This is a genomic window from Tritonibacter litoralis (assembly GCF_009496005.1).
Classification (GTDB): Bacteria; Pseudomonadota; Alphaproteobacteria; order Rhodobacterales; family Rhodobacteraceae; genus Epibacterium; species Epibacterium litoralis.
In genome coordinates this window covers 123,476-141,925 of record NZ_WIBF01000009.1, presented here as the reverse complement: position 1 = coordinate 141,925, position 18,450 = coordinate 123,476, and the positions used below count along the sequence as shown (strand labels likewise).

The 18,450-nt window shown below is 57.4% G+C and carries 19 protein-coding genes; 8 read left to right on the top strand and 11 right to left on the bottom strand.

Features of this window, described 5'->3' with window-relative positions; translation table 11 throughout:
• Positions 1–4: 4 nt before the first annotated feature.
• Together GFB49_RS14460 and GFB49_RS14455 are read right to left on the bottom strand one after the other, a co-directional pair.
• Complete coding sequence (locus GFB49_RS14460; RefSeq protein WP_153216632.1) at positions 5–835, bottom strand: GNAT family N-acetyltransferase; 831 nt, start codon at positions 833–835, stop codon at positions 5–7.
• The gene (locus GFB49_RS14455) at positions 832–1,545 is read right to left on the bottom strand and encodes a GntR family transcriptional regulator (RefSeq protein WP_153216631.1); all 714 of its coding nucleotides are present in this window, start codon (positions 1,543–1,545) and stop codon (positions 832–834) included. Before GFB49_RS14455 ends, GFB49_RS14460 begins: the two co-directional genes overlap by 4 nt.
• 248 nt (positions 1,546–1,793) lie before the next feature.
• On the opposite strand from GFB49_RS14455, the gene GFB49_RS14450 reads away from it, so the two are divergent.
• The 5 genes from GFB49_RS14450 to GFB49_RS14430 all read left to right on the top strand — a co-directional run bounded on the left by GFB49_RS14450 (position 1,794) and on the right by GFB49_RS14430 (position 6,488).
• Positions 1,794–2,777 carry an ABC transporter ATP-binding protein gene (locus tag GFB49_RS14450; protein ID WP_153216630.1) on the top strand — a complete coding sequence of 328 codons (984 nt, stop codon included), beginning with the start codon at positions 1,794–1,796 and terminating at the stop codon, positions 2,775–2,777.
• A gap of 35 nt (positions 2,778–2,812) precedes the next feature.
• On the top strand, positions 2,813–4,078 hold the full coding sequence (locus GFB49_RS14445) for an ABC transporter substrate-binding protein (protein WP_343032594.1): 1,266 nt from the start codon (positions 2,813–2,815) through the stop codon (positions 4,076–4,078).
• A gap of 72 nt (positions 4,079–4,150) precedes the next feature.
• On the top strand, positions 4,151–5,005 hold the full coding sequence (locus GFB49_RS14440) for an ABC transporter permease (protein ID WP_153216628.1): 855 nt from the start codon (positions 4,151–4,153) through the stop codon (positions 5,003–5,005).
• A 2-nt stretch (positions 5,006–5,007) separates the two neighbouring features.
• A complete protein-coding gene (locus GFB49_RS14435) occupies positions 5,008–5,847 on the top strand; it encodes an ABC transporter permease (protein WP_153216627.1) in 840 nt (279 codons plus the stop codon).
• A complete protein-coding gene (locus GFB49_RS14430; protein ID WP_153216626.1) occupies positions 5,847–6,488 on the top strand; it encodes an aspartate/glutamate racemase family protein in 642 nt (213 codons plus the stop codon). Before GFB49_RS14435 ends, GFB49_RS14430 begins: the two co-directional genes overlap by 1 nt.
• Positions 6,489–6,554: 66 nt before the next feature.
• Here the strand turns inward: GFB49_RS14430 and GFB49_RS14425 are convergent, their stop codons facing one another.
• Complete coding sequence (locus GFB49_RS14425; RefSeq protein WP_153216625.1) at positions 6,555–7,598, bottom strand: AbrB family transcriptional regulator; 1,044 nt, start codon at positions 7,596–7,598, stop codon at positions 6,555–6,557.
• 163 nt (positions 7,599–7,761) lie between these two features.
• On the opposite strand from GFB49_RS14425, the gene GFB49_RS14420 reads away from it, so the two are divergent.
• Entirely contained in the window at positions 7,762–8,673 is a 912-nt protein-coding gene (locus GFB49_RS14420) for a LysR family transcriptional regulator (protein WP_153216624.1), read from the top strand.
• Positions 8,674–8,714: 41 nt separating this feature from the next.
• Here GFB49_RS14420 and acuI read toward each other — a convergent pair whose 3' ends face one another.
• Positions 8,715–9,695 (bottom strand): acrylyl-CoA reductase (NADPH), encoded by a 981-nt coding sequence (gene acuI / locus GFB49_RS14415; RefSeq protein ID WP_153216623.1) that lies wholly within the window; start codon positions 9,693–9,695, stop codon positions 8,715–8,717.
• Between the two features lie 12 nt (positions 9,696–9,707).
• The gene (acuR, locus tag GFB49_RS14410) at positions 9,708–10,346 is read right to left on the bottom strand and encodes an acrylate utilization transcriptional regulator AcuR (protein WP_153216622.1); all 639 of its coding nucleotides are present in this window, start codon (positions 10,344–10,346) and stop codon (positions 9,708–9,710) included.
• A gap of 131 nt (positions 10,347–10,477) precedes the next feature.
• On the opposite strand from acuR, the gene GFB49_RS21040 reads away from it, so the two are divergent.
• Positions 10,478–10,618, top strand: coding sequence for a hypothetical protein (locus tag GFB49_RS21040; protein ID WP_194269360.1), 141 nt, complete (start codon positions 10,478–10,480; stop codon positions 10,616–10,618).
• Positions 10,619–10,997: 379 nt separating this feature from the next.
• On the opposite strand, the gene GFB49_RS14400 is transcribed toward GFB49_RS21040, so the two are convergent.
• Positions 10,998–11,561 (bottom strand): hypothetical protein, encoded by a 564-nt coding sequence (locus tag GFB49_RS14400; RefSeq protein ID WP_153216620.1) that lies wholly within the window; start codon positions 11,559–11,561, stop codon positions 10,998–11,000.
• Between the two features lie 79 nt (positions 11,562–11,640).
• Here GFB49_RS14400 and GFB49_RS14395 point away from each other — a divergent pair, with 79 nt between their 5' ends.
• Positions 11,641–12,195, top strand: a complete 555-nt coding sequence (locus GFB49_RS14395) for a PadR family transcriptional regulator (RefSeq protein WP_194269359.1) — start codon at positions 11,641–11,643, stop codon at positions 12,193–12,195.
• Positions 12,196–12,256: 61 nt separating this feature from the next.
• On the opposite strand, the gene GFB49_RS14390 is transcribed toward GFB49_RS14395, so the two are convergent.
• Genes GFB49_RS14390 through GFB49_RS14370 form a run of 5 tightly spaced genes read right to left on the bottom strand, consistent with a single transcriptional unit; the run spans position 12,257 to position 18,446 of the window.
• Positions 12,257–13,285 carry an ABC transporter ATP-binding protein gene (locus tag GFB49_RS14390; protein ID WP_153216618.1) on the bottom strand — a complete coding sequence of 343 codons (1,029 nt, stop codon included), beginning with the start codon at positions 13,283–13,285 and terminating at the stop codon, positions 12,257–12,259.
• 23 nt (positions 13,286–13,308) lie between these two features.
• Positions 13,309–14,568: an MGH1-like glycoside hydrolase domain-containing protein gene (locus GFB49_RS14385; RefSeq protein WP_153216617.1), complete on the bottom strand. Its 1,260-nt coding sequence runs from the start codon at positions 14,566–14,568 to the stop codon at positions 13,309–13,311.
• A 7-nt stretch (positions 14,569–14,575) separates the two neighbouring features.
• A complete protein-coding gene (locus GFB49_RS14380) occupies positions 14,576–15,781 on the bottom strand; it encodes a carbohydrate ABC transporter permease (RefSeq protein ID WP_153216616.1) in 1,206 nt (401 codons plus the stop codon).
• Complete coding sequence (locus tag GFB49_RS14375; RefSeq protein ID WP_153216615.1) at positions 15,778–17,046, bottom strand: carbohydrate ABC transporter permease; 1,269 nt, start codon at positions 17,044–17,046, stop codon at positions 15,778–15,780. Before GFB49_RS14375 ends, GFB49_RS14380 begins: the two co-directional genes overlap by 4 nt.
• 56 nt (positions 17,047–17,102) lie before the next feature.
• Positions 17,103–18,446 (bottom strand): ABC transporter substrate-binding protein, encoded by a 1,344-nt coding sequence (locus tag GFB49_RS14370; RefSeq protein WP_153216614.1) that lies wholly within the window; start codon positions 18,444–18,446, stop codon positions 17,103–17,105.
• Positions 18,447–18,450 lie beyond the last annotated feature (4 nt).

The window sequence follows — 18,450 nt, the reverse complement described above, 5'->3', positions numbered from 1 at the left end:
CGTTTCAGCCTAGTTCAAGACTCGCCACAGCAAAATTGTCATGCTGTGGCGCAGCAAATGGCCCGTTGTACATCCGCGCGGTGCGAAATCCGGGTTCCAGCCCCAGATGCACACAGTGATCCTGCAAGGCCGCAGCGGTGGCCGGCACATCCAGGGTCACAGGCCCGTCACCCAAAGCCGCCGCATGGGCGATCAGACGGTGCGCAACCTTTGTGTCACTTGCCACAAGCGGGCCAATCTTTGCCCCGGACCCGCAGGTCCGGATGGTACAGAACCCATCAATGCCGGATTTGCCTTGCGCGACAATCGTGGTCCTGGTGGCGCTGCCTTGAAACCACGCGGTCAGATAACGTGGCTTTTCCACGCCCGAGGCCTGCGCCTCCATGTCGAGCAAGGTTGGCAGCTGCGCTGGCGTAATTCGGGTGATTTCGGGGTCGCGAAACCCCTGGACAGTGCCCGTATACCGCGTGGTGCCACCCGCGTGTTGAAACCCCGAAGATTTGTAGTTGTCCTGCTGCGCCTCAACCCCATCCAGACCAACGGTCCGCACCCCGGAATGTGCCAATGCATGGGTCCACAACCCCAATCCGATCCCCTGCCCACGATACGCGGGCCGCACAATATAGAGCCCAAGGAAGGCAAAATGGGGCGTGTGGTTAACCACCGAAATCGCCGCCACCGGTTGGTCGGATGGATCAACTGCCACAAAGAACCCTTGCGGATCAGCCTGGTAAAACGCCGCCGCATCCTCCACACCCGGGTTCCAGCCCTCATCAGCCGCCCAGCCAAGGATCAGGTCCAGCTCTGCCAATGTTGCATTGCGAAAGCGGGTCATCGTTTCAACGCCTCTTTCAAGGACGCGGCCCCATCGGGCCGGTCCCGCAGATCAAGCTGCGAGAAAATATCCAGCAAATGCCCTTTCATCAACTCTTCGGCAGAGTTGCAATCGCCGTCCCGCAACGCATCAATCAACGCGTGATGCGCGTGGCTCTCACAAATGGCATTGCGCCGCCGCCAATAGAGCGCAATCACCAAGGAAGAGCGGGAAATCAACTGGCGCAGGAAAGCCTCGATCGTGTCTTGATCCGCAATACGCGCGATTTCGAGGTGGAAATCCCCGGACAATTTAAGGGCCAAACCCATCTCATTTCGGTGAATGGCGGCGTGCTCATCCTCGATATGCTTTTCGAGACATTCAATGTCTTGGGCACTGGCCCGTTCTGCTGCGGCCCGTGCGGTTTGCGGTTCCAGAAGCGCACGCGCTTCAAAGACTTCGCGGGCTTCTTTGATGGATGGCTTGGCCACAAACGCGCCGCGATTGCGCTGAATGGTCACCAGCCCGCTGTGTTCCAGCTTGTGCAAGGCCTGGCGCACCAAGGTCCGGCTAACGTTGAAAATATCACCCAATTCATCTTCGCGCAGTTTGGCACCGGGCTGAATACGATGTTCGTGAATGGCATCCGTCATCTCTGCCACGATGGCTTCGACACCGGGCACAGTGGACGGCGCTGTGGGATACGCGGACTCAGATGGCGATGCGGTCATAGAGGTCTCTCCTGCCCTGTCATTCGCAGAGCGCTGGCACCAGAACAAGGTTGAAAACATCTTTGGGGGAAATCGTATACAATTTTTGCCCACACATTAAACAACTGACCCCCAAATTGCACAATCAAAGCCCGTTCTGCGGATGACTCCCTGTTCGCCCTACGAATGTGCTTCGCGATTTCAGCAAGGCGCACACAGGCTGTCCTCAATCAGCGATCCGATTGGGATTGCAAGACTCGGGGAAGAAGATGAGCCGAAATCTGGATCTGGAACTTGTCAGCCTGACCAAGCGTTACGGGAATACGGTCGCGGTTGACGCTATCAGCTATCACTTTGGCACTGGCACCTATGCCTGTCTGCTGGGACCATCGGGCTGTGGCAAATCTTCCACTCTGCGCATGATTGCCGGGCATGAGTCGGTGTCAGAGGGCTCGGTGCTGTTAGGTCATCGCGACATTTCACATCGCCCACCTGCCAAACGCGGCACGGCGATGATGTTTCAGAATTATGCCTTGTTCCCGCATCTCAGCGTGGCCGACAACGTAGCCTTTAGCCTGAAAATGCAGGGCAAAGACGCCGCGCACCGAAAGACACGCGCGATGGAGATGCTGGAGCTGGTGGATATGGTCGCACTGGCCGACCGCTTGCCCGCGCAGCTGTCCGGCGGCCAACAACAGCGTGCGGCATTGGCGCGCGCCTTGATCACCCAACCGGATGTTTTATTACTGGATGAACCATTGTCCGCGCTGGACCCATTCCTGCGGATCCGCATGCGCGCGGAGCTGAAGAAGCTGCAGCGTGAACTGGGCATCACCTTTATCCACGTTACCCACGGTCAGGATGAGGCGCTGGCGCTGGCTGATGAGATTGTGGTGATGAACAACGCCCGCATCGAACAGGCCGGACAAACGCGGCAGGTGTTTGACGCGCCCAAAACCGCCTTTGTTGCGCGTTTCTTGGGGTCACATAATGTGGTGGCCATGCCCGAGGGCGCGATTGCCATCCGGTCCGATGCGTTGGAGTTAAAAGCGCCCGAGGCTGCCAAGCTGCCCGGCACCATCACCAATATCGAATACCAGGGCACCCATGTGGCCCTGACCGCGGTTATTCCCGGCGATCAGGAAGTGACCGCGCTTTTGTCAGACAAGGATTTCTTCGGGAACCCGAGGGAACTCGGTGAGGCGATCGGTCTCGACTGGGAGGCTGGGGCAGCACATGCCCTGGCAGGATAAGTCAACGAACCAACAGGGGTAAGATTATGACCACAATTCCAAAGATACGCTATTCGCGTCGGTCCATGCTCAAAGCAGGGGGCGCGGCGGTGGCGGCCGCCGCGCTTCCGGCTCCAATGGTATGGGGACAGGCCATCAAAGATGTGACACTGCGCCAGTTTGGCACCGGGGTGTCCAACCTGAATGAGGTGGCGACCAAGGTCAAGGAAGACCTCGGTTTCACGCTTGAGATGACGGCCCTGGATTCCGACAGCGTGACCCAGCGCGCGGCCACTCAGCCTGAAAGCTTTGACATTGCAGACATCGAATACTGGATCTGTAAAAAGGTCTGGCCCACCGGCAATCTGCAGGCAATGGACACGTCAAAAATTGCCAATTACGACAAAATCGTCGGCATCTTCCGCAATGGTAAGCTGACACCTGAAAGCACCATCGCACAGGGCACCGCGCCTCACACTGTGGGCTTTACCTCTGGCGCAAATGGCAAAGATTTTGTCCAGGAAGAATCCGGTTGGATGACCCTGATCCCGACCATTTACAACGCGGACACGCTGGGCATCCGCCCCGACCTGATTGGCCGTCCGATCAAAAACTGGTCTGAACTGTTGAACCCTGAGTTCAAGGGCAAAGCCTCGATCCTGGATATCTCGTCGATTGGGATCATGGATATGGCGATGGTTGTGGAATCGATGGGGGAATACACCTATCCCGACAAAGGTAACATGACCCGCGAAGAGATCGATATGACCCTTGGTATCTTTACCGAGGCCAAGAAAAACGGCCAGTTCCGCGCCTTCTGGAAGTCTTTTGACGAAAGCGTCAACCTGATGGCAAGCGGAGAGGTCGTGATCCAATCCATGTGGTCGCCAGCGATCACCGCGGTGCGCAGCCAGGGCATCCCTTGTGTCTATCAACCACTGGAAGAAGGCTATCGCTCATGGGGCGGCGGTATCGGTCTGTCGGCCAACCTGTCCGGCATCGAACTGGACGCGGCCTATGAATACATCAACTGGTATCTCTCGGGTTGGGTTGGTGGCTTCCTGATGCGTCAGGGTTATTACTCGGCCGTTCCGGAAACCTCCAAAAACTTCATGTCCGAAGACGAATGGGGCTTCTGGTTCGAGGGCAAGGAAGCCAAGGGCGACATTGCCAACCCGTTTGGCGACGTCATGGAAAAAGCCGGTGCTGTGCGTGACGGTGGTTCGTTCTATGACCGGATGGGCGCTGTGGCTTGCTGGAACGCAGTTATGGATGAGAACCAGTATATGGTTCGCAAATGGAACGAGTTCATCGCGGCCTAAACCAATGAATGTGAGTGGGGGACGCCCTGTCCCCTGCTCTCCCGATACTGCGCTCAAAAAAACGAGGTGAGCATGCTGCAAAACAGGCATTTGACAGGCTGGTTGATGGCCACGCCGCTCAGTCTGGTGTTGCTTGTGTTCCTGGTGGCACCAATCATTATGATTGTGGTGGTCAGCTTCTGGGGCGCAACAGAATGGTCGATTTACCCCGCATTTCTGTTTGATAATTATGAATTCCTGCTGACCTCTGAAGTCACGTATCGGGTGTTTTTCAACACCTTTAAATACGCGGTGATAACCTGGGCCTGCACCCTGCTCATTGGTTTTACTGTTGCCTATTACCTGGCCTTTCACATCCGCAGCCTGACCTGGCAAATCGCCTTGTTCCTGCTCTGTACGATCCCATTTCTGACCTCCAACATCATTCGCATGATCTCATGGATCCCGTTTCTGGGGCGCAATGGGATTGCCAATTCGACGCTGATTTCCATGGGTGTCATTGACGAGCCGCTGGATTGGCTGTTGTTCAGCGACTTCAGCGTGATCCTGGCCTTTGTGCATCTTTATACGCTGTTCATGGTTGTGCCGATCTTCAACACCATGATGCGGATCGACAAATCCCTGATAGAGGCGGCGGCGGATGCAGGAGCCAGCGGCTGGCAGACCCTGTGGCATGTGATTGTGCCCCTGACCAAACCCGGCATCATGATCGGGACGATTTTTGTGGTGGCGCTGGTGATGGGCGATTTCATCACCGTGCGATTTATGTCCGGCAGCCAATCGGCAAACGTTGGCCGGATGATCCAGAATGACATCGGCCTGCTGCAATACCCTTCGGCCTCGGCGACGGCGGTGGTTCTGTTGGTGACGGTGTTGCTGCTGATCGGCACCTTGCTGCGCTTTGTCGACATTCGAAAGGAGCTGTGACCATGGAACCACGCCCCCGGTCCTTTTACGTGCTGACCGCGTTTTTCATCCTGTTTCTGGTCTTCCTTTATGGCCCCACGCTGACCATTGGCATCCTGTCGTTCCAAGGGCCCGGCGGCGGGCTGACATTCCCCATGCGCGGTGTGTCTTTGCATTGGTTCCGTGATCTGTTTGAACAGCAAGCGGTGGGCGATATCTGGGGATCCTTCTCCCGCTCGCTGGTTCTTGGCTTGATGGTGATGGTGACCACTGTTGTGGTCTCGGTCATGGGCGGGCTTGCCTTTCGCAAACGTTTTGCCGGCGCAACCGTGCTGTTTTACCTGATCATCACCGCGCTGGTGATCCCGTCGATCCTGGTGTCACTGGGTGTGGGGTTGATCTGGTCGCAATCCGGCTTGCCGGTGCATTGGTCCACATCTGGGTTTGGTGCCCAGCTCACCTGGACGCTGCCCTTTGGCCTGTTGATCATGTTCGCGGTCTTCAACCGGTTTGATCAATCATACGAAGAAGCCGCGCGGGACCTTGGCGCCTCTCCGTGGCAGGTCGTTCGCCATGTGGTTCTGCCGATCATCGCGCCCTCGCTGATTGGTGTGGCCCTGTTTGGATTTACCCTCAGCTATGATGAATTTGCCCGCACGCTGCTGACCTCGGGCAGCTACAACACGCTGCCTTTGGAAATATTTGGGATGACCACCAATGTCACCACGCCCGTTCTGTTTGCGCTTGGGACGTTGACCACCGTGTTTTCGCTGTTGGTGATCCTGGTGTTCCTGTTGATCGTCTGGCTGTTGCAACGTCACCGGGCCCAACAAGGTTCGGATGCGGGCCAAGGGATGGTGTGATGGCGGTTATCATCATCAACCCCAACAGCACCGCCGCCATGACCACGGCAATGTTGGAGCAAGCGCAAAGAGCCGCGCCGGAGATTCAGTTCGAGGGCTGGACATCCGAAAACGGACCACCCTCCATCCAAGGGGAAGAAGACGGCAAGGCGGCCACCAAACCTTTGTTAGAGCTGATTGATCACGCATCAACGGCCCAAGCAGACGGTATAATAATCGGCTGCTTTGACGACACCGCCCTGACGGATGCCGCGCGCCGAGCCGCCTGTCCGGTGATTGGTCTGGGACAGGCCTCCTATCACTATGCCGCCTTGCGCAATTGGCGGTTCAGCGTGGTGACAACGCTTGCGGTCTCTGTTCCCATTCTTGAAGACAACATAACCCGCCAAGGCCTTGGGTCTTTTGTCTCCAAAGTGCGCGCATCCGACGTGCCTGTATTGGCGCTGGATGCTGATCCCAAAGCGGCCAGTCAAAGCATCGTCGCCGAAGCCCAGCGAGCCGAAGCAGAAGACGCAATTTCCGCCGTGGTTCTGGGCTGCGCCGGCATGGTACATGTGGCTGAGGAGGTCGCCCGATCGGTCACGGTGGCAACCATCGATCCTGTGGTCTGCGCAGCGCGATGCATGGCCTGGATCATGTGACATTTACGGCTAGCGCTGGTTGAGAACGACAAATTCGGTGATCGCCAGCCGGTGCTTCGGTCTTTCCTAAGGTTCAGCCCTTTTGCGTGTTACCACCTTTGCCACAATCGGCGCACCGATGATGACCAGGATAATCCGGACAAGGTGGTGCGTCACAACAAACCCCAGGTCCGCCCCAACAACAATGGCCAGCACCATCATCTCAGCCTGACCGCCGGGCGCAAACGCAAGGAAGGCCTCAAGCGCAGGCGCAAGCCCAAGGCGGCTGGCGACTTGTGCAAAAAAAGCCGCCAAGACCGCCAAGATCAGCACAAAGGCAACGCCTGCTGATATGGTCTTGCGCAGCTCCGCCGCCGTGACGCCAACGTAGTGCACCCCAACGCCAACGCCGATAAAGAATTGCGCCGCCAGAATGGCCTCAGAAGGTGGGCGGGCATGGACCAGATCCCCCAGTGAAAACGCGCCTGAGACGATCATCGGACCCAGGATCGAGGCCCCAAACAGACCGATCCTTTCGCCGCCTTTCCATCCTACCCAAGCCGCAACAATCATCAACATGACCTCAACCGGTGCAAGCTGCACAAGGGGCGTTCCCATTGGGTTGGTCAATCCACGGCCGTATACGCTGGTCAAGAGTATGGGGGCGATGGTCACGATGATCAGCACCCGTGTCGCGTGGATCAAGGACAAGACACGAGGGTCCGCGCCTGCCTCTTGTCCAAAGAGGATCATATCCTGCAACCCGCCCGGCATAGAGGCGTAATAGGCCGTGGGCAGGTCATAGCCGCAGACCCGGCGAAAGAACGGCACCCCGATCAGCCCAATCACAGCTATGTAAATTGGGATCAGGGCAACAGATCCGGCCATCTGCGGGATTTGTGCCAAAACAGCGGGCGTGACCGAGGTACCAACAGCAACGCCAAGGATCGTGCGCGCTGCAACCGAAATCTGGCCGTATCCTTTCAGCTCAAACCCCATCAAAGCCGCCAAAAGGCAGCCAACCATGGGGCCAAACAAAAATGGAAGCGGCAAATCCAACAGGAGGAACGTCGCCAGTCCTGCCAGCGCAAACCCCGTGGCAAACAAACGGCCCCGCCAATCAGCTGACATGGAACAGCGCGCTTTGAATTGCCTTTGATGTTGTCACGCCTGTGTCCTTCTTCAAAGGCGACCCGCCTGAGGCGCAGGCCCTTGATCCTCTGGTCATGCCTGATGCAATGTGCCAAAAAGAGTTGGGTTTGACCAATGATGCTTTTACTATCATTATTGCGTTATGCGCATTAATTTTGATTTTGGTGACCTCGAAGCTTTTCTTGCCGTAAAAGAGACGGGTTCCTTCCACCTCGCTGCCGAACGCTTGAGCCTGTCGCAATCGGCCATCACGCGACGCGTCCAAAAACTGGAAGTGGCGCTGGATTCCATATTATTTGAACGCACTACCCGCGATGTGCGTCCAACATTGGCCGCAAAACGGCTGCAAGCCCGCGCCGAAGCCATTCTGGATGACGCGCATGAGACAACAACCGCAATGCGTGACGAAAGCGTCGCCTTTGCGCACCAACGCAATGCGCTGGTGACAGTTGCTGTGATCCCCACCGTGTTTGCACAGCTGATCCCCCAGGCGGTCCGGACCTTTCGGGCCAACGGGAATGCCGCAAGGTTCCGATTTCTTGACTATACCGCCAATGAGGTGGCCGAAGCGGTCGCCAAGGGGGAAGCGGATTTTGGGATCTGTTCCATCCCAGAACTGGAGCCCAACACACATTTCACACCGTTGTTTGATGACCAGATCGTGCTGGCCTATCCGCAGGGTCACTCAATTGGCGACAAGCCCGCTGTGACTTGGGCCGACCTGCACCAGATCGAGCTTATTGTCCCTGCCCGTGGCACCGGCAATCGCCTGTTGATCGACGAAGCCATGGCGCGCGCGCGGTTGTCGCTGAATTGGAGCATCGAGTTTCGCCGCTCCACAACCGCGCTGGAGCTTGTTTCTGAACACATTGGCCTTGCCCTTTTGCCTCGTTCCGCCGTCAGCAATTGGCACGCGCCCCATATCGCTTTTAAGGCGGTTGGCAATCCTGACGTTTTGCGCCCGGTTGGCATCCTCAACCGACAAGGGCACACGTCCACTGCCTCTGAGACCGCATTTATTGACATCGTCAAGAAGACAGCTTTGACACGCTGACAGCGGGGCGCACCCCTGTGGTGCGCCCTTTGGGGAGAGCTTTAGGCCACCGGCACCACAATACGTCCGCGCACCTGGCCCTCCAGAAACTTGGGCGCGGTGGCAACCACATCTTGCAACGCAAGCTCGGTGATCATCGCTTCCAGCTTGGCCATGTCCAGATCGCTTGCCAGACGGTTCCAGGCTTGGATCCGGCGCTCTTTTGGCACCATGACGCTGTCGACGCCAATTAGGGATACACCGCGCAAAATGAAAGGCGCGACGGAAGACGGCAGATCCATACCAGCGGCAAGCCCACAGGCCGCCACCGCCCCGCCATAACTGATGGATGACAGGACATTTGCCAAAACGCTGCTGCCCGCCACGTCGATCGCCGCGGCCCAGCGTTCCTTGTTCAATGGACGGACCTTGCCGGTCAAGGTCTCGCGGTCGACAATCGAGGCAGCCCCCAATGACATCAGATACTCATGCTCTGCCGTGCGACCGGTCACAGCGGCCACGGTATAGCCTTTTGCCGCCAACAGGGCCGTGGCAACACTGCCCACACCGCCCGCAGCGCCGGTCACCAGCACCTCCCCATCTGCCGGGGTGAGGCCGTGTTTTTCCAAGGCCAGAACACATAACATGGCGGTATATCCTGCGGTGCCAATGGCCATGGCCTGGCGCAGATCGATCCCTGCGGGCAGATGGATCAGCCAATCGCCTTTGGCGCGCGCCTTTTTGGCCAGCCCACCCCAATGGCGTTCGCCGACACCCCAACCGTTCAGAACAACCCTGTCGCCCGGCTTGAAATCCGGATGTGCGCTTTGGGCGACGGTTCCGGAGTAATCAATCCCCGGCACCATCGGGAACCGCCCCACCACGGGGGCAGCCCCGGTGATGGCCAGGGCGTCTTTGTAATTCAGAGTGGAAAAGGCCACATCAACCAGAACATCACCGTCTGGCAACTCGGCCTCTGTCACCTGTTTCAGCGATACGGTCTGTGCATCATCAACTTTGTCGATCACAATTGCGTCGAACATAAGGTCCTCCCTTTAATCCCTGAGATGTTCCATGAAGAAATCGGCAAAGCTGGTCAGCGGAGCCGCACGACGTTCCAATTTGGCGCGCAGCACCGCCCCCTCCCAACCGATCCAGAAATTGACGGCCAGCTGGTGCGGATCATGATGTGCGGGTAATGTTCCATCGGCCTGGGCCGATGCCAGGTAGGTGGCCAACCGGCTCTGCCAATCCTCAAGCACCGCGATAAGCCTGGCGCGAAACGCCTCGGGCAGGACCCCCATTTCCTGACCAAGGTTGCCAATCAGACAGCCCCGTTGAAACCCATGGCGCTTCATCCCGGCTGCAGCGTCGTCCATAAAGGCTTGGACCCGTTGGATATATGGCAGATCCGCATTGGTGAGGCAGCGATCAAGCTTGCGCAGAAAGTAAAGATGATAGGCATCCACCAAATGCAGGCCAAAATCCGCTTTGTTTTTGAAGTGGTAGTAGAAACTGCCCTTTGGCACCTGCGCCGACAGCAAAATCTCATCTACGCCCGCCGAGGTGTAGCCCTTCTCCGTCAGGAAAATCAGCCCTTCGCGCAACAGCTTGTTACGGACGTCTGAATTCTCGGGCCGCCCTGCGGGACGTCCACGTTTCCGGGGAGCTGACTTGGTGCTTTTCTGAGGCATGCAATTTAATAGACGGATTCGTCTATTAAATACAATAGAACGTGGCGTCGCACCCCTCAGCTGAAATTCGAAGTTTGCTGCCGGGCAATACTCTCCCGGCCTTTGGGTCACCCTTTGGTGGGCCAAATCGGATGATGGTCATCTATCACAATGACATGGCTGTAACGCTGGGCAGGATGATGATGCTTTTTGGCGTTTGCCGATTGGATCTGTTCAGGGTCATGATGCAGCAGATCGCCATAAGCATGGGCGTGATCCTGGGCCGCATGTGAATGTCCGATCTCCTGCGGATCGTTGTTTGGCCATAGCCGATAGGCCAACACAACGGCGACAACTGACAGAAGACCCAGCGCGATTGTGGTCAGCCCAGATCCAAGACCGAGGGGATTTGTGCCAGTAGAAGTCGGCGATAAACCGGGTTTGAGAGCGCATTCGGCGCAGCAGCTATCAAACCCAGTTGAAATGCGTGGCAAAATGCCCTTGGTGTCGCAGAGCGCAACATTTTGCAAACCCGGCTTTGAGAACTGAATTGCGCAGTCATTGACGCAATCCCGTCAGTCCCGCCTGGTCTTCATCCATCCTTTCAGTGGCTCCAAAACCAATATGCCACGCATTTGGCCTGCCAAACGATGTCAGTTGCCGACGGTGTCGTTAGTCGTCGTTGATGCGCTTGTTTTGTGGACTTATCAGACCCAGCCCCCAGAAACCGAGACCGAGGCCGATTGCAACACCTCCTGCTGAAACCAGCACCGGAGAGACGAAGGGTGTCAACGACACCGGGACCGCACCAGCCGCATAAAAAAGAGCGCCGGTTCGCTTTAACCAATCGGCACGCCAACACAGTACAACAAGCAACAACGCCGAGATTAGGAAAACGATGCTGATCAGAAGGAACTCGAGCTTCACAACGCTCACGATTTCACCCACTTTTTGCGGGGCGAGTTCTGGAAAGACACGGTTCCCCAAAAACGTGATGGCGACCAACCCGGCGAGTCCCAGCATGCCGCTGACATAGGCCAACACTGAGATAAACCGAGTATCCCGCAATGACTCCCAAAAACCAGGGAAGCCGATCAAACCGAAAATGGGTACAAGCGCACCAAGCCCGGGGCTGGCCTGCGGTAAGGCCGCATCTAAAACAGTATCAAGGACATAGCTCAGCCCAGAAAGACCGAGCATCACACCAGAAAGTTTAAAAGTAGAGTCAAAGCTCATGTTACCACCAATAAAATAAAACACTAAGTTACTATAAGACAGATCATATATGACTTGTCTACTACCAAAGGGAGCTTTTATGTCTCTACGTTATGCAATCCTCGGTCTTCTGACCTTCGAACCGATGTCAGGATATACGCTCAAGACCCGATACTTTGACCGCTCCATCGCGCATTTTTGGCCCGCAGATCAGGCACAGATCTACAGAACACTGCAAGCCGTGGAGAGAGACGGGCAAGCCACGTGTGACATGGTTGAAAACGATAGTGGCCCAGACAGCCGTGTGTATTCGATCACCGAGGCCGGGCACCATGCTCTGCAAGAATGGCTTACTCAGGTTCAAAAGGTGCCAGTGCAAAGAGACGGGGTTTTGGTCCAGCTCTACTTCGGGCGCCTCTTAAGCCAAGAACAGATGCTCACGGTATTAGAGGCACAACGGTCCGAGCACTTGCGGCTCAAAAGCTATTTCGATGACTTGGACATACCTGAAGGGGAAACCGAGGAGATGCGCCGACAAGTTGCCTTTGGCAAACTGACGCTCGACTACGCACGCCGCCGCGAATGTATGTTGGTTGAGTGGCTGGAGGCCTGCATTGCAGAGGTTAAGGCGATGGAACCGTCAGACGGCACATAGAAGGAAGGCCAACGCAATCAGCACGACCAATCAGCTCCATGTCTCAAACGCTTGTCACCGCTCAGCCTGGGATTGCCCGGCCAGCCCCATCAAAAAAATGCGTATTCTCTGGGGCAAAGGACAGTCCAACGGTGGTGTTCGGCGCGGGCGTGGCCTCTCCGGCCACACGCACGGTGATTTGCCCGGCCTCACCCGCATCAAGGATCACAAACGTATCCGCGCCAAGATACTCCAGAACATCCACCACGCCATTAATCTGCCCCTGGCCTGCCTGTGTCAGCGCAATGTGTTCAGGTCGGATCCCGATTTTTGTGGCATTGGAGGGGGCCGGCACTGCCAGGGACAACCCCGAAATCCCCGCATCAAAGACATTCATTTTGGGCGAGCCGATGAATTGCGCGACGAAAAGATTGCCCGGATTGCGATACAGCTCACGCGGGGTGCCCACCTGGCTGATCTGCCCCCCTTCCAGCACCACAATCCGGTCCGCCAATGTCATGGCTTCCACCTGATCATGAGTCACATAGATCATGGTCGCACCAAGGGATTGGTGCAGTTTGGCGATCTCATATCGCATTTCGACACGCAGGGCCGCATCCAGGTTGGAAAGCGGTTCGTCAAACAGAAACGCGGTGGGATCGCGCACAATCGACCGGCCAATTGCCACCCGTTGACGCTGACCACCCGACAGATCCTTGGGCCGCCGCTCCAACAGCGGTGTCAGCTTCAGAACCTCGGCGGCGGCGTTGACCTTGGACTGGATCTCAGCCTCGGGCGCTCCCGCCGCCTTGAGCGAGAACCCCATATTGTCGCGCACCGACATATGCGGGTAAAGCGCATAGGACTGAAACACCATCGCAAGACCCCGTCGCGCCGGGGGTTCGGCGGTTGCGTCGCGATCGCCGATCATGATCTGGCCGCGGCTGGTTTCTTCCAACCCCGCGATCATCCGCAGCAAGGTGGATTTGCCGCAGCCCGAGGGGCCGACAAAGATCACAAACTCCCCTTCGGCAATGGACAGGTCGACACCTTTGATCACCTGTACCGGCCCGTACCATTTCTCAGCGCCTTTCAGCTCAATGGATGCCATGTCGTCTCTCCTCTGCCGACGCGTTAGAAACGGCCGCGCGCATGCGGGCCTGCCCAGGTCAGCCAGATGGCCGCCGTCCAGGAAAAGGCGTGCCCCCCGGCGGGGGTGCCGTCTATTGGGCTGAAATATTCATAAAACCCGCTTTCAGAGATCAGGCGCTGGGTGTCCTTGCGCAGTTTTTGCGCGATGGGCACATGGCCCATTTCCTCCAGCCCGATGCCGATCAAGGCGTTCATCATGCCCCAGACCGGACCACGCCAATAGCGCAGCGGGTTAAACTGATCGCCGCGTGGATCAAACGAGGGCACGCCAAATTCAACCCGGTCCAGAACATCATGAAGATGCGCCAGCATATCCGTATCCTCGACCCCCGCATACCAGTTCAAAAACGAGGCCGAAGACAATGAGTCCGCAAACTCTCCGGTGCGCAGGTCGATGCTGTCAAAATAGCCTTTGGGATTTTTGTGCCGTTTGACCCCCTCTTCCAAGAGACGGATCCAGCCCTCGATCTCATCTGTTAGATGATCCAGGTCATACGCGATGTGCAGCAGATCGCGACAGGCGCGCAGCAGGATAAAGGTCATGCCTACATCGGCCACACGAAAGGGAGACCCTTCCCGGATCTGCTCCTCGTCCCAACCACAGTCCCGGCCATATTTCACCATGGCGAGGTAGCGGTCGTAGTCCTCTTTCTTGGGGCGCATCTCAGGGTCGATATGGGTGGTATCCCGGCGGGTGTATTCGCCCACCGCGCTGCCATCGACATTGGCCATCGCTCCATCCCAATCCACCGCATTGTCACGCCCGGATTCCCAAGGGTGGGTGATCGCCACCATGCCATCGTGGACCCGATTGGCAATAAACCAGCGATGCCAGCTGACCAAACGGCCATAGATCAGCTCCATATGGACCCGACCATAGCGTTTGTCCTGCTCATAAATGGATCGCACCATGGTGGCGGCCACAGGCGGCTGGGTGATGCCAGAGGTATGCGGCACACGCGGCACGGCCCAGACATCTGGTCCGGGAAAATACCCATCCGCCCGTTTGTGAAAGATAATATGGGGCACCATGCCGTTGTCCCACTGGCCAGTAAACAGCGTGTGGATCTCAAACCAGGCCCGTTTGATATCAAAACTCGCGATGCCCCACGCGGTAAAGGCGCTGTCCCAATTCCATTGATAAGGATAAAGCCCCGCCGTGGGCACCGTATATCCCCCACGGTCATTGTCGCGCAGAATGCGCCGGGCCTGCCGGTCGATCTTGTCAGCGTTGAATGTCATGTCGTTGTTATCCTTTGACAGAGCCCGCCGTGAGCCCTTTGGTCATGAACCGTTCGAGCCCAAGAAACAGCGCCATGATCGGAACGGTCGCAATAACCGACCCCGCCATCAGATGCTGTCTGGGGATCTCGGAAGAGTTGAGCGAGGCGATGCCTCGTGTCAGCGTAAATTTGGAGGGGTCATCCAACAGCATGAAAGCCAATAGAAACTCGTTCCAGGCGATCATGAAAACATACAGCGAAACAGAGGCCAGCGCGGGCAGGGACAAGGGCAGCGTGATTTTCCAGATCACCCGCAGCCGGGACAGACCGTCCATCAAACCGGCCTCTTCGATCTCGGATGGAAGACCGCGAAAGTAGCCTTGGAGCATATAAAGCGCCACGGGAATGGTGGTGACCGGATAGATCAACACAATGCCAAAGATCGAATTGCGCAGACCCGCGGTGGAGAATGCAATATAGATCGGCAGCGCCAGAACGATCATCGGCACCATGTAAATCAACAGGATCGACCGCGCAAAAGCCGCCTGCCCTTTGAACCGCAGCCGCGCCACCGCATAGGCGCCGGGGATTGCAAACAGAAGCGTCACAAAAACCGTAATGACCGAGATAAAGAAGCTGTTGAGTAGGAAGCCGCCAAACCCGTGGTCGCGAAACAGCTCCTCATAACTGCGAAACAGATCCCAGCCCTGGCTGAAATCAATGGAGAAATCCAGCGGGTTTTGCAGCAGCGCCTGCTGGCTTTTGAGCGAGGTCATCACCATCACGTAAAACGGGATCAGAACAATCGCGGTAAAGAAGATATAGCCAAAGCCGGTCAGGAAACGGATCACGGCTTCTTCAAATTCATGCCGGGTGAGCGCGCCCTTGGGGGCTTTGGCCATGATGCTGACCATGCCGAGCGTCGCAAAGACAGACATGGCACCATGGCCGATCAGTTGCGGCAGCGGCCCGACACTCTCTCCCGACAGCATCGGCCCAAACCCCAGGATCCCGGCGGCCAATGCAGCCAGCGCGGCGAGGACGGCAACCGCGCGTGAATGGACCGCGGCGGCCCCAATGCCCGCCCCCCAAAGAAGCGACAGCAGGAACGAAGGTCGGAAGGCTTCGCCGGTGGCAAAGCTCATGGCGATGGACACGGTGACCGCGATCACAAAGCCCCAGAGCGCGCCCAGAATGGGCCCGGTGACATAGGCGTGGTAAATCGCTCTCATAGCCCTTCCTCCTGGCTCACGACACGAAAGAAGAAGACGCTGAACAACAAGAGACAGCAGAAGATCACCACCGCCACCGCAGCACCCGCGCCAATGTTCGACAGCGCAAAGGCCTGTTCATAGACATTCACCGTCAGGGTGCGCGTGCCCGCATTGCCACCGGTCAGCAGGAAGATGTCGTCAAACTTGTTGAACGTCCAAATGAACCGCAGCAGGAACAGAACCGACAGGATCCCCAACAGCTGCGGCAGGCTGAGATAGCGAAACTGTTGAAACGGCGTCGCCCCATCCATATCGGCGGCCTCATACATCTCGGTGTCGATGCTCTGCATGCGGGCCAGGATGAACAGGAACGACAGCGGGAAATAGCGCCAGATCTCAAACACCGTGACCATGATCAGCGCCAAAGGCTCTTCGCCAAAGAAATTGATCGCCTGTTCGGTCACCCCCATCTGGATCAACAGCGCATTGATTGACCCGGAAAACGGGTCCAGCAACAAAACCCAGGCAAAGGCCACGGCAATCACCGGCGCCACATAGGGAAACAGGTAAAGCCCGCGCAAAATCCCCTGCCCTTTGAAGGATTTATCCAGCAACAGCGCCGCAAACAGCCCCATGACGAGCGCCCCGATGGTGCCAAAGATCGTGTAAAACAGCGTGACCCACAGGACTTTGAAAAACTCACTGCTGTCAAAGATCCGGGCATAGTTGTCAAAGGTAAAAGAGAAATTCGTCAGGATATTGGACGCTTCACCTGTCACAATGGGCGCACTGTCGCGTGGGTCCGGCCCGTCAAAAAACGCCTGATCCGTGACAACCTCGATCTGCAAACGCACGCGCGCGCCGCCGTCCCAATCGCCAAAATCGCAGAACAGGTCCCGCCCCTGGACTGTGCAGCCCTCGATCAAACCGCCGGTGATCTCCACCCCGTCCGGCAGGGTGTCACGCAAAGTCACGCCGGTGATGGGCGCATCCTGCGAGGAGTTGCGCAAACGATACCGCAGGGTCGCCGGATCCCCCGGTTCCGCAGGTTTGCCGCGCACATCCTCACGGACAGACACCTCGGGCGGGCGCAGATCTGCCAGTTCCACGGGTTTGAAACTGATCCAAAAAATCGCCAACAGCGGCAGGATCACCACAAGGGCGACAGCCGCAAGGGTCGGGGCAAGCATGCCCCAAGCCAGGCGCGCTTCACGCTTGGCCAAAGGGCCCGCGCCCTTGGGCGGCGCAGCCACCGGACGGGTGGGCTGGTCAATCTGGGTCATATGAAATCCGTGGAGTTGAAAAAGGTCGCGGGACAAAACCCGCGACCAACGGCGCGTTACTCTATCGCGCTCAGCTCTTTGTTCATCGCAGCCACGGCTGCGCTGGCATCGATCTTGTCATCCACAAATTGGCGCACAATCCGGTTGATGGCTTGCGAGTTGATCATCTTGGACGCCAGCGACAGCTGCCCTTCGGATACACCCCAGCGCTGCGCCACATCCAGACCGCCGACAATTTCATCAATCATGTCTTGTGCATACAGATCGCCCAAGGGCGCTTTGCGGTCGACGCCAACCGGCAGTTTTGCCCAGGCTTTTGAGAAAGCCGCAGGATCCGCCTCGGTGCCTTTGCGGACCGGGAATTTCCCTTCGGGCGCAATCGACAGGGTCGCGGCATAGCCATCACTCATGGAGAACTCGACAAACTCCATCGCCGCATCGGTCGCCGCGTCATTGGTGATGCCAAAATAACGAATGTCGCCCCAGGCCGCGCCATCCGGGTTTGATGGGCCGGAGAAATTGGTCACAATCCCGGTTTTTGAGGCCAGCTCGCTGCTGGTGGGATCATCATTGATGGTGGGCGGGGCACTGTCGCGCAGGCCTGCCAGCTCATCCAGGATAAAGGGCGACCAGATGATCATTGCCGCTTTGCCCGCAAAATACAGCTCTCGCGACTGCTTCCAATACAGCTCCCCCGGAGGTGAAGCTTTGGCGATTGCTTTGTAAAATTCCAGAACCTCGGTGGTGGCCGCCTCGTCCAATGCGGCAAAGCCTTTGTCATCCACAGGAGAGACGCCATTGGCCAGGAAGACATGTTCCAGAACCTGGCTCATGAAATTCTCATCCACCTTGGTGGCCGCGACAAAGCCGAACATTTCCGGCGGGTTATGCAGGGCCTCGATCGCAGCAACCACATTGGCAAAAGAGTCCGGTGCTGCAAGGCCTGCTGCATCAAACAGATCTTTGCGATAGACCACCATCTGCGTCCAGCCGTCAACCGGCACCGAGGCAAACCCATCCGCCGTGGCAGCCATCGCCAATGCGCCCGAGGCAAAGGTGCCCTCGCCCAGGTTTTCAATCACATCGCTGGCGGCATCCGTGTCCAGAATACCCGCTTCGGCCCAAGGCAGCGCATATTGCAGGGTGTGATAGATCACATCCGGCAGATCTCCGGCCGCAAAGGCGGCGGTGGCGCGGGTGCCCAGATCGGTTTCCGTCACCGGGATCACCTCAACCGTGTGACCGGTCAGCGCCTCGAACTTGGCGGCCATTTCCTCTTGCTTGGCCAACCGTTCTGCCTGTTCCTCGGTGGTCCAGAACTTAAGGTCCTCGGCCATTGCAAGCCCCGCCACACCGGTGATCAACGCAGTGCTGAGACCCAGAATTCTCTTTAATGACATAGTT

What these genes read in the sequence shown, in the direction of transcription:
- GFB49_RS14460 (WP_153216632.1), bottom strand. Translation starts at nt 835, where the DNA reads ATGACCCGCTTTCGCAATGCAACATTGGCAGAGCTGGACCTGATCCTT.
- GFB49_RS14455 (WP_153216631.1), bottom strand. Translation starts at nt 1,545, where the DNA reads ATGACCGCATCGCCATCTGAGTCCGCGTATCCCACAGCGCCGTCCACT.
- GFB49_RS14450 (WP_153216630.1), top strand. Translation starts at nt 1,794, where the DNA reads ATGAGCCGAAATCTGGATCTGGAACTTGTCAGCCTGACCAAGCGTTAC.
- GFB49_RS14440 (WP_153216628.1), top strand. Translation starts at nt 4,151, where the DNA reads ATGCTGCAAAACAGGCATTTGACAGGCTGGTTGATGGCCACGCCGCTC.
- GFB49_RS14435 (WP_153216627.1), top strand. Translation starts at nt 5,008, where the DNA reads ATGGAACCACGCCCCCGGTCCTTTTACGTGCTGACCGCGTTTTTCATC.
- GFB49_RS14430 (WP_153216626.1), top strand. Translation starts at nt 5,847, where the DNA reads ATGGCGGTTATCATCATCAACCCCAACAGCACCGCCGCCATGACCACG.
- GFB49_RS14425 (WP_153216625.1), bottom strand. Translation starts at nt 7,598, where the DNA reads ATGTCAGCTGATTGGCGGGGCCGTTTGTTTGCCACGGGGTTTGCGCTG.
- GFB49_RS14420 (WP_153216624.1), top strand. Translation starts at nt 7,762, where the DNA reads ATGCGCATTAATTTTGATTTTGGTGACCTCGAAGCTTTTCTTGCCGTA.
- acuI (WP_153216623.1), bottom strand. Translation starts at nt 9,695, where the DNA reads ATGTTCGACGCAATTGTGATCGACAAAGTTGATGATGCACAGACCGTA.
- acuR (WP_153216622.1), bottom strand. Translation starts at nt 10,346, where the DNA reads ATGCCTCAGAAAAGCACCAAGTCAGCTCCCCGGAAACGTGGACGTCCC.
- GFB49_RS21040 (WP_194269360.1), top strand. Translation starts at nt 10,478, where the DNA reads ATGATGGTCATCTATCACAATGACATGGCTGTAACGCTGGGCAGGATG.
- GFB49_RS14400 (WP_153216620.1), bottom strand. Translation starts at nt 11,561, where the DNA reads ATGAGCTTTGACTCTACTTTTAAACTTTCTGGTGTGATGCTCGGTCTT.
- GFB49_RS14395 (WP_194269359.1), top strand. Translation starts at nt 11,641, where the DNA reads ATGTCTCTACGTTATGCAATCCTCGGTCTTCTGACCTTCGAACCGATG.
- GFB49_RS14390 (WP_153216618.1), bottom strand. Translation starts at nt 13,285, where the DNA reads ATGGCATCCATTGAGCTGAAAGGCGCTGAGAAATGGTACGGGCCGGTA.
- GFB49_RS14385 (WP_153216617.1), bottom strand. Translation starts at nt 14,568, where the DNA reads ATGACATTCAACGCTGACAAGATCGACCGGCAGGCCCGGCGCATTCTG.
- GFB49_RS14380 (WP_153216616.1), bottom strand. Translation starts at nt 15,781, where the DNA reads ATGAGAGCGATTTACCACGCCTATGTCACCGGGCCCATTCTGGGCGCG.
- GFB49_RS14375 (WP_153216615.1), bottom strand. Translation starts at nt 17,046, where the DNA reads ATGACCCAGATTGACCAGCCCACCCGTCCGGTGGCTGCGCCGCCCAAG.
- GFB49_RS14370 (WP_153216614.1), bottom strand. Translation starts at nt 18,446, where the DNA reads ATGTCATTAAAGAGAATTCTGGGTCTCAGCACTGCGTTGATCACCGGT.